The 9,019-nt window shown below is 62.7% G+C and carries 7 protein-coding genes and 1 pseudogene; 2 read left to right on the forward strand and 6 right to left on the reverse strand.

Features of this window, described 5'->3' with window-relative positions:
- Window positions 1–104: 104 nt before the first annotated feature.
- Window positions 105–1,121 carry a succinylglutamate desuccinylase/aspartoacylase family protein gene (locus B0W55_RS27410; protein WP_077049037.1) on the reverse strand — a complete coding sequence of 339 codons (1,017 nt, stop codon included), beginning with the start codon at window positions 1,119–1,121 and terminating at the stop codon, window positions 105–107.
- 270 nt (window positions 1,122–1,391) lie between these two features.
- On the opposite strand from B0W55_RS27410, the pseudogene B0W55_RS27415 reads away from it, so the two are divergent.
- Window positions 1,392–1,820 (forward strand): annotated as a pseudogene (locus B0W55_RS27415) (TetR family transcriptional regulator C-terminal domain-containing protein); the annotation flags it as partial.
- Here the strand turns inward: B0W55_RS27415 and B0W55_RS31330 are convergent.
- From B0W55_RS31330 to B0W55_RS31420, 5 genes are all read right to left on the reverse strand, one after another.
- On the reverse strand, window positions 1,776–2,780 hold the full coding sequence (locus B0W55_RS31330; protein WP_077049039.1) for a DMT family transporter: 1,005 nt from the start codon (window positions 2,778–2,780) through the stop codon (window positions 1,776–1,778). The pseudogene B0W55_RS27415 and the gene B0W55_RS31330 overlap by 45 nt on opposite strands.
- Window positions 2,780–3,478 (reverse strand): ABC transporter permease subunit, encoded by a 699-nt coding sequence (locus B0W55_RS27425; RefSeq protein WP_077049044.1) that lies wholly within the window; start codon window positions 3,476–3,478, stop codon window positions 2,780–2,782. Before B0W55_RS27425 ends, B0W55_RS31330 begins: the two co-directional genes overlap by 1 nt.
- Before the next feature lie 18 nt (window positions 3,479–3,496).
- Window positions 3,497–4,210, reverse strand: coding sequence for an ABC transporter permease (locus tag B0W55_RS27430; RefSeq protein WP_077049040.1), 714 nt, complete (start codon window positions 4,208–4,210; stop codon window positions 3,497–3,499).
- A 125-nt stretch (window positions 4,211–4,335) separates the two neighbouring features.
- Complete coding sequence (locus B0W55_RS27435; protein ID WP_077049041.1) at window positions 4,336–5,118, reverse strand: transporter substrate-binding domain-containing protein; 783 nt, start codon at window positions 5,116–5,118, stop codon at window positions 4,336–4,338.
- 29 nt (window positions 5,119–5,147) lie between these two features.
- Window positions 5,148–7,151, reverse strand: a complete 2,004-nt coding sequence (locus B0W55_RS31420; RefSeq protein WP_077049042.1) for an aminotransferase class I/II-fold pyridoxal phosphate-dependent enzyme — start codon at window positions 7,149–7,151, stop codon at window positions 5,148–5,150.
- Window positions 7,152–7,522: 371 nt separating this feature from the next.
- On the opposite strand from B0W55_RS31420, the gene B0W55_RS27445 reads away from it, so the two are divergent.
- Window positions 7,523–9,019 (forward strand): efflux transporter outer membrane subunit (locus tag B0W55_RS27445; protein WP_077049043.1); only part of this gene is annotated, 1,497 nt, incomplete at its 3' end.

Consider the following 9,019-nt stretch of genomic DNA (forward strand, 5'->3'; position numbering starts at 1 on the left):
TGTAGGAGCGAGCATGCTCGCGATGGTCGTCAACGATAACGCGGAAAGCCTGATACCCCGCGGCGCGCTCAGGTTCATCGCGAGCTCGCTCCTACAGGGTGAAATCAGTTCGGGTCCAGCAACCCGCCACTCCAGTTGCGCGACTGGCGGGTGCCGGTGAACTTGGCCACGCCCATGCCCTGGCCAATCAGGCGATCGCGGTAGCGGGTGACCAGGCGTCCGGTCTGTTCGGCGTGCAGCACCACTTCTGAAGCCGGGTCGCCGGGGCGTTGCAGGATCCGTGCGAAGCGTTGGCCTTGCTCGACGACATCGCCCAGTTCTTTTTCGAAGATCAGCACCCCAGGCTGTGGCGCGAGGATGGTTTCCATGTGCCCCATTTCCACAGCTTCGACGGGCCAGTCCGACGGCGTCACCGCGTCGTCGATCACGCCGTACGCACACAACCAGGCATACAGTCCCTCGGCATCCTGCTCGGCGAGGCGATCGCTGACGTCGCCCTGCCCGCGCAGTTCCAGGGTCGCGGCCATGTGCCGGTCGGCGCTGCCGTCGCGCAGCCAGGGGGCGATGATGGTTTCTTCGAACGAGCCGTCCTCGCCGTCGTCCCAGATGATCGCCACGTCCATCTTCATCGCCGCCGCCAGATCGCGGCCACGGGGCCAGAAGGCACGGTTGACGTAGAGGTACGGCAGCGCTTCGTCATCGGTGTGCAGGTCGAGCATCACGTCCGCCGGGGCGGCCAGTTGCACCAGTTTCTTTTGCCATTGCTGGACGTTGGTGGATGGACGCTCCCTGGCGGCCGACTGGTCGAACCCACGGTTGAAGTTCTGCCCGCTCGCGTCGTGATAGCGCCCGACGATCCGCCCCTGGCAAAACTGCCCGATACCGAAGGGGTTGGCCTGCGGTACCACCGTCACACTGCCCTTGATCCGGCCCTGGGCCTGGGCCGCCTTCAGGCGTTGCATCAATAGGTGCAGGACCAGCATCCCGGCGATTTCATCGGCGTGCACACCGGCCTGCAGGTGCACCTTGAGCCCCTGCCCCTCCCCAGCGAAACGCCAGGCCCCGACCTGTACCGGGTTGCCGTTGTTGTCGAGTACGTCGAACGAAACATCCTGGACCATGTGTTTGCCCTCCGGAGCGAATGAATACCTGTGGTGACGTATAAATTCTTCACTGCAAAAAATGTGTGCAACCCATTACAAGATGTTGCTGGCTTCGCTGGTGATTGAACGTCTGTTCAACTAAGCTCGCCAACGTGGAACCATCCCAAGGAGCCCCCCGTGACCGCCATTGCCCCGAAAAACCGCAGAGCCGAAGCCGATGAACGCCGCGAATCGCTGGTTGCCGCGGCGCTGCGTTGCCTGGTTCGCGACGGCCACGCCGGGATTTCCGTGCGACGCATCGCCACCGAGGCCGGTGTATCGGTCGGCCTGCTCAATCACCATTTCGGCAGCATCGATGCGTTGATCGCCGACACCTATCAGAAACTCGCCAGTGAACTGACCACTGCCCTGCTCCACGAAATCGAGCAGGCCGGCACCCCGGCGCAGAAAATGGATGCGTTCCTGGTCGGTTCGTTTTCCCCCCGGGTCATGGACCCCAACCTGCTGGGCGCCTGGGTGGTGTTCTGGAGCCTGATTCGCCACTCCGAACACGTCAGCCAGTCCCACGAAAAAAGCTACGGCACCTACATCAACCTGCTGCGCACACTGCTCGATGACCTGGCCGCCAGCGAAGGTTTCACCATCCACGACACTCGCCTGGCCGCGATCGGCCTATCGGCGATGCTCGACGGCCTCTGGATCGAGTGGTGCCTGAACCCCGAAACCTTCAGCCCCGCCAACGCCCTCCACATCTGTCGCTGCTGGATAAAGGGGCTGCGACACGGAGCATTCAGCACCGACGACGTCGTGTGAGGCATGTCGGCCGAAGATCATCGCCAGGGTGCCGCTGACCGCGATCAGCCCGGCACCGATCATCAGTGACACATCCATCAGCGTGCCCCAGATCAGGCTCGACAGCAGGAAGGCCCAGATCAGCCCGGTGTATTCGAACGTCGCCAGCACCGTCGCGGTAGCGCGCTGGAAACTGGCGAACAGCAGAAACTGGCCGGCCCCGCCCATCAGCCCGGCAGCGAGCATCCCCAGCCAGGCAGGCAAAGGTGCCGGCGTGTGGGTCCAGGGCAATGCCACCACCATGCAGATCACGAACACCACGTTGGTGATCAGCATCTGTTCCAGCACCGAAGTCTGGTCATCCACCTGGCGCAACTGGATGTAGGTAAACGCCCAGAACATCGCCGCCAGCAGCGTGAGGACAATCGGCAAGGGATCGGCAATGTTGCTGGGGCGACAGGCAATCACCACCCCGACAAACCCCAGGATCAGCGCGAACCACTGCCAGCCGGTCACGCGTTCCTTGAGAAACACCGTCGCCAGCACCGTGACCATGATCGGCGCGGAAAAATACAGCGTGGTCATTTCCGCCAGGGTCAGGTCCCGGGCCGCCGTGTAATACAGCAGCCAGGCGGCGATCGACAGCAGGCCGCGCACCACCAGCAGGCGCCGGCTTGATGAGCGCCACGCGCGCCGTACCAGTGGCAGGCGCCCGGCCAGCAACACGGCGACCACCACCACGACGGCGCGCCAGAACAGGATCGTGAACACCGAATAACCGTCCACCAGCCACTTGATGCCCGCATCCTGCAAGGCCAGAAAGGCGTAGCCCAGTACGCACAGGCCAATGCCTTGCAACGTACGGTCAACCCGTGGCGAGTTCATCAGGCGGACCTGCGCACCGGGGTTCCCCGGCGTTCGGCAAAAGCGAACAGTGCCTCGATCAGGAACGTCAGGCACACATAGACCCCGGCCACCAGCAACAGCGGCTCATAGACTTGCAGGGTTTGCGCACGCACCACGTTGGCCGCACCCAACAGGTCGACGACCGCGATGGTCGAGGCCAGCGCCGTGGACTTGAGCAGCATCACCGTTTCCCCGGCCAGGGTCGGCAACAGCAGGCGCAGAGCCCTGGGCAAACGCACCCGCAACAGCGACTGACGCGGCGTCATGCCGAACGCCGAGGCCGCTTCCATTTCGCCCTTGGGCACCGCCAGCAGGCCACCGCGAATCACTTCGCCGACATAGGCCCCCACCGACACCACCAGAGCGAACACGATGTACCAGTAGCCGTCGCGCAGGTAAGGCCAGAGGAAGCTGCCGCGGATCAGCGGGAACTGCGCGAACAGGCTGCCCAGGCCGTAATAGAAGATATAGATCTGGATCAGCAACGGCGTGCCACGCGTCACGCTGGTGTAGAACAGGCTGACCTTGGCGATGAGCGTGTTCTTCGAGATTCGTGCCAGCGCCACCAGCACCGCCAACACGAAGCCGAACACAGTGGAAATCAACAGAATTTCGAGGGTTGTCAGCAATCCTCGACCCAACAGCGATGCGTATTCAACGGTCCAGGCTGGAATCATTTCGTTCACTCTGCCGATTCAGTCAACAACAGGCATCCAGCGACGGATACGTCGCTCCAGCCGTCCCGACAGATAGTTGGACACCAGCGTCACCACGTAATAGAGCGCGGCGGCGGTGAGGTAGAACAACAGGTATTGACGAGTCGAACCCGCCGCTTGCTTGGCGGTGTAGAGCAACTCGTTGGTGCCGACCACGCTGATCAGGGCACTGTCCTTGATCAGGTTGATCCACAGGTTGGCCATCCCCGCCATGGCGTAAGGCGCCATGATCGGCAGCGTGACGCGGCGAAACAGGCCGAAACCGTGCAGGCCGAAGGCCTTGGCCGCTTCGATCTGGCCATAGGGAATCGCCAGGATCGCCGCGCGAAAAATCTCCGACGCGTAGGCGCCCTGCACCAGGCCCAACACCAGGATTGCCGCCAGTGGCCCGCTGACGTTGACCACGTCGTAGCCCATCGACTCCATCAACGAGTTGAGGAGCATGGAACCGACGTAGTACAGCAGCAGGATCATCAACAGTTCGGGCACGGCGCGAAACAGCGTAGTGTAGCCACGGGCCAGCGCCGCGACCGGCTTGGGCGCCCCCAGTTTCAGGCAGGCCACCACCAGCCCCACGATCAACCCGACCACGAAGGCCCCGGCCGATATCTGCAGGGTCATCCACAGCCCCTTGAGCAACGCAGCGCCCCATCCTTGTTCGCTGAAACCGATCATCTCGAACATTGTTGGCATTTGAGTCTCCAGTAAAGACGGCACCATTGCCCCCTGTAGGAGCGAGGCTTGCCCGCGATGGGGCCCGTACGGCCGCCCAAAGCATCGCGGGCAAGCCTCGCTCCTGCGAGGGCTCTGTGTTCAGATCAGAAGGCTGGTTTGACGCTGATACCGAAGTAGCTCTGGGACAGGTCGTCATAGTCTTTGCTGGCCAGCAAGGTTTTGATCGCCTTGTCGAGCCTGGCCTTGAGTTCTGTGTCTTCCTTGCGCAGGCCGGCGCCGACACCTTTGCCGAACAGCGGGTCGTAGGGCACGCTGCTGAGGTAGGCCAGGTCCTTGGCATCCGGGGTCTTGACGAAGGCGGCCATCGCCGTGCCGTCAGCCATTTGCAGGTCGATGCGGCCAGCGATCAGGTCGGCGTTGACGGAGTCCTGGGTGTCGTAATACTTCACCGTGGCGATTTTTTCGCCGTAGGCCTTGAGGTAGGAGGCACTGACCGTCGAGTTCTGTACGCCGATGGTCTTGCCCTTGAGGTCATCGGGGAATTTTTTCAGGGTCATGCCCTTGGGGCCGACCACCGCGATGGCAGAATCGTAATAGGCGTCGCTGAAGGCGATCTGTTTCTCACGCTCTTCGGTCACCGACATCGAGGAGAAAATCACGTCGATCTTCTTGGCCAGCAGCGACGGAATGATCCCGTCCCACGCCACTTCCTTGATCTCGCACTCGGCTTTCATTTCGCTGCACAGCTTGTGGATCAGGTCCACTTCGAAGCCCTTCCACTCACCGTTGGCCTGTTTCTCGGTGTACGGCGGATAGGGTTCGGCCGCCACCGCGAAGCGGATCGGTTGTGCCTGCGCTGCGCTCATGCCGGCCAGCATTACAGCGGCCACGCCGGTGATCCAGTTTGCCAATCGTCGATTTCCCATGATTGTTGCCCCGTCTTCTTATGATGTTATTAGCGAGTCTGATGAGCGTTGACGAACTGCCGGCAACGCTCGCTGCGTGGGTGTACGAACACATCGTCCGGCGTACCGGTTTCCTCGATCAGCCCCTGATGCAGAAAGGCGACCTTGGAAGAAACATCGCGTGCGAAGGCCATTTCGTGGGTCACCAGGATCATGGTCCGGCCTTCTTCGGCGAGCGAGCGGATCACCCGCAGCACTTCACCGACCAGTTCCGGGTCGAGTGCCGAGGTGGGTTCATCGAACAGCATGACCTTGGGCCGCATGGCCAGGGCCCGGGCGATGGCCACCCGTTGCTGTTGTCCCCCGGACAGAAACGCCGGGTATTCGTTGCGTTTGGCGGCCAGCCCAACGCGTTCCAGCAAGGCTTCGGCACGTTCGGTGGCCTCTGCCTTGGTTTCGCGCAGGACCTGGGTCGGCGCTTCGATCAGGTTTTCCAACACCGTGCGATGGGGCCACAGGTTGAAGTTCTGGAACACCATGCCCAGGCTCGAACGGATACGCACCAGCTGCTTGGCGTCGGACACCAGCGGCAGTCCTGGGCGGGTCTGGTTCAGGTGAATGCTTTCGCCGTCCACCAGAATGCGTCCCTGGTCCGGCACTTCGAGCATGTTGATGCAGCGCAGCAAGGTACTTTTGCCCGAGCCGCTGGCGCCGATCAGCGAAATCACTTCACCTTCGCGGGCGGTCAGCGAGACCCCCTTGAGCACTTCGATGTTGCCGAAGCGTTTGTGCAGGCTGTCGACCTCGATCATGGTCCGGCATGCAGCGGGTGCGGCGGTGGCTTCGCACGTCACACGGCTGATCACCGGGCGTGGCGCTTCACCACTGAGCACCCGGACAAAATCACGAATGCGCTGGCAGGCCTCGGTCAGGCGCTCTTCACCCAGGGTGAATGACAGGCGCACAAAGCCCTGGGCCGGTTCACCGAAGGCGGCGGCATCGAGCACCGACACCCGCGCTTCACGCAACAGGCGCCAGGCGAATTCCAGAGATGTAAGGCCCGTGGCACGCACGTCCACCAGCACGAACATGCCGGCATCGGGCTTGAGCACGCTGATGGCCGGGCAATCCGAGAGCCCTGCCACCACCAGGTCGCGACGGCGGCGATAGATGTCGCGCATGCCGTGGGTCACTTCGTCGTGGGACTGCACGGCCTTGAGCGCGGCTTCCATGCAGAAACCCGGCAAGCCGTAGAGCATGCTCAACACCAGGGTTTCGGCGTGAGCGACCAGTGTTTTGTCAGCAACGATCCAGCCGATGCGCCAACCGGTCATGGCGTGGGATTTGGACAGGCTGCCGATCACCACACAACGTTCGGCCATGCCCGGCAGCGCCGCCAGGCTCAGGTGCTCGCGCTCGAAGGTCAGGCTTTCATAGACTTCGTCGACCACCACCCACAGGTCGTGGGCGATGGCCAGGTCGGCGATGGCTTGCAGTTCCTCGCGGTTGAGCACGACGCCAGTGGGGTTGTTCGGATTGGACAGAAAAATCGCTTTGGTGCGCGCGGTGATGGCCTTGGCCAATACGGCGGCATCGACACGGAAATCATCGTCCGCCGAGCACGGCACCCGCACCAGGGTGGCGCCCGAGGCTTTCAGGGTCGCTTCGTAGGTGACGTACATCGGGTCGAGCGCGATCACCTCGTCGCCGGCACTGAGCAGGCACATCGAGGCGGTGAACAAGGCGTTCTGCGCCCCGGCCACGGTGATCACGTTTTCTGCCTGCAGCTCGCGGCCGAACAGCTTGCCGTAACGATTGGCGATGGCTTCGCGCAGCGCCAGGCGGCCAGCAATTTCCGTGTAGTGGGTGTCCCCTTCGCGCAGGGCCTCGATGGCGGCCTCGGTGATGAAATCAGGTGTCGGAAAATCCGGATCACCGACGCTGAGAATGATCACATCCTCCCCCCGGCGACGCGCATCAAAAGCCGCATAGTGAATATCCCAGGCAGCCACGCCTTGACCTGAGATCCGCTCAACAAAGGGTGAAAACCGCATGCCAGTGCCTCGTTCGAATAGAAGAAACGCAAGCCCGCAACCAGCCGGGAGAGAAGGTGAGAACGAACATAGTCCAAGCTGAACACTCGTTCAACAGAAAACTGATGAAGGTTCGCGTTCAGCGCAAACAGGTCGTTTTTAAAACAGTGGCGGCGTTTTTACGTAGCTGGCTACCGAAACGCCCCTGACGAATCCGTGGCGAGGGAGCTTGCTCCCGTCGGGGCGCGTAGCGGCCCCCTCTCCGGACAAATCAGGGGACTGCTGCGCAGTCCAACGGGAGCATGCTCCCTCGTCACGGGCTTCGTCAGCTGCTACAGGGTGCAGCAGATCGCGACTATGCTGCTGTGATACTCCCAGGTCGGACATGCGCAATGCGCCCAGGTATCAACCGGTGTCTGTTGTTTGCAGCGCTTGCCCTGGGCGGTTGCGTGCGGCTGGGACCGGACTTTCAACCCCCTGGCCAACCCTGGGTCGATCACTGGAACAGCGCGAACCTCGACCAGGCCAGCCAGCGAGACCTGCAACCGGACATTCGGCAATGGTGGCAAATCTTTGCTGATCCGACGCTGAACCAACTGATCGCCCAAGCCGACGCCAACAATTCCAGCCTGCGGATCGCCGGCCTGCGGGTCATGGAAGCCCGGGCGCAGTTGGGCATCGCCCAGAGCGGCCGCTACCCGCAACTGCAGCAAGTCAGCGCCGACAGCCTGTACGTCAACCGCAATCAATCCGGCGGGGCCAACCCGATCGACAGCCATTTCTGGCAGCACAGCGCCGGGTTCGATGTCGGCTGGGAGCTGGATTTCTGGGGCCGCTTCAGCCGTGCCATCGAGGCCTCGGATGCCAGCTATTTCGCCGCCGAGGCCAACTATGAGGATGCCCTGGTGCTGCTGCGCGCGCAGGTGGCCGACAATTATTTTTCCCTGCGCACCACCCAGGCCCGTCTGCGGGTGGCCCATGAAAACGCCCGACAGCAAAAGCGCAATTACGACATCACCGAAAAGCTGTTCAGGAGCGGCCAGACCCCCGAGCTGGACCTTCAGCAAGCCAAGACCCAATACCTGGCGACGTTGAGCAGCATTCCCGGCCTTGAGGATCAAGTGGTGCGCCTGCGCAATGCACTGGCGGTATTGATCGGCCAGCCGCCGGGGGCCTTGCCCATGGTGATCGAGGCCAGCGGATTGATTCCGCTGGTCGACCGCGCGGTGTTGCAGGACGTGCCGGCCAACCTGCTGCTGCGCCGGCCTGATGTGCGCGCTGCCGAGCTGAACGTCGCCGCGCAGTCTGCCTTGATCGGCGTGGCCGAGACCGATTTCTACCCGTCACTGACCTTGCTCGGCAGCATTGTCTGGTCCGCCGATACCTTGAGCGGCACCTCCCGCAGCCTCGACCTGATTGGTGGCCCGAGCCTGCGCTGGAATGTGTTCGACCATGGCCGCATCAGCAACAACGTGCGGGTGCAGGATGCGCGGCTGCAACAGCTGATCGAGGCCTACCGCGACAAGGTGCGCCAGGCGGCCCGCGAGGCGGACGATGCCGCCAGTGGCCTGACCCGATCCTTGCAGCGCGAACGCATCCTGCGCGAAGCCGAGGCTGCAGCGAAACGCTCGCTGGAGCTGGCCAGCACCTTGTATCGCGAAGGTTATTCCGACTTTCAGCGGGTGCTCGATGCCCAGCGCGCCCTGCTCGAGGTGCAGGACAGTTACCTGCTCAGCCGTGGCGATGCGGTGAGTAACCTGATTGCCTTGTACAGAGCCCTGGGCGGCGGTTGGTACAGCGCCCAGGCCCGGATCGACCCGGCCACCCGTCGGCAGATGGAACAACGCACCGACTGGGGCGAGCTGCTGTCCGACCCTCCTCCTTTACCC

The sequence above is a fragment of the Pseudomonas sp. KK4 genome, from assembly GCF_001984065.1.
Taxonomy (GTDB): Bacteria; Pseudomonadota; Gammaproteobacteria; order Pseudomonadales; family Pseudomonadaceae; genus Aquipseudomonas.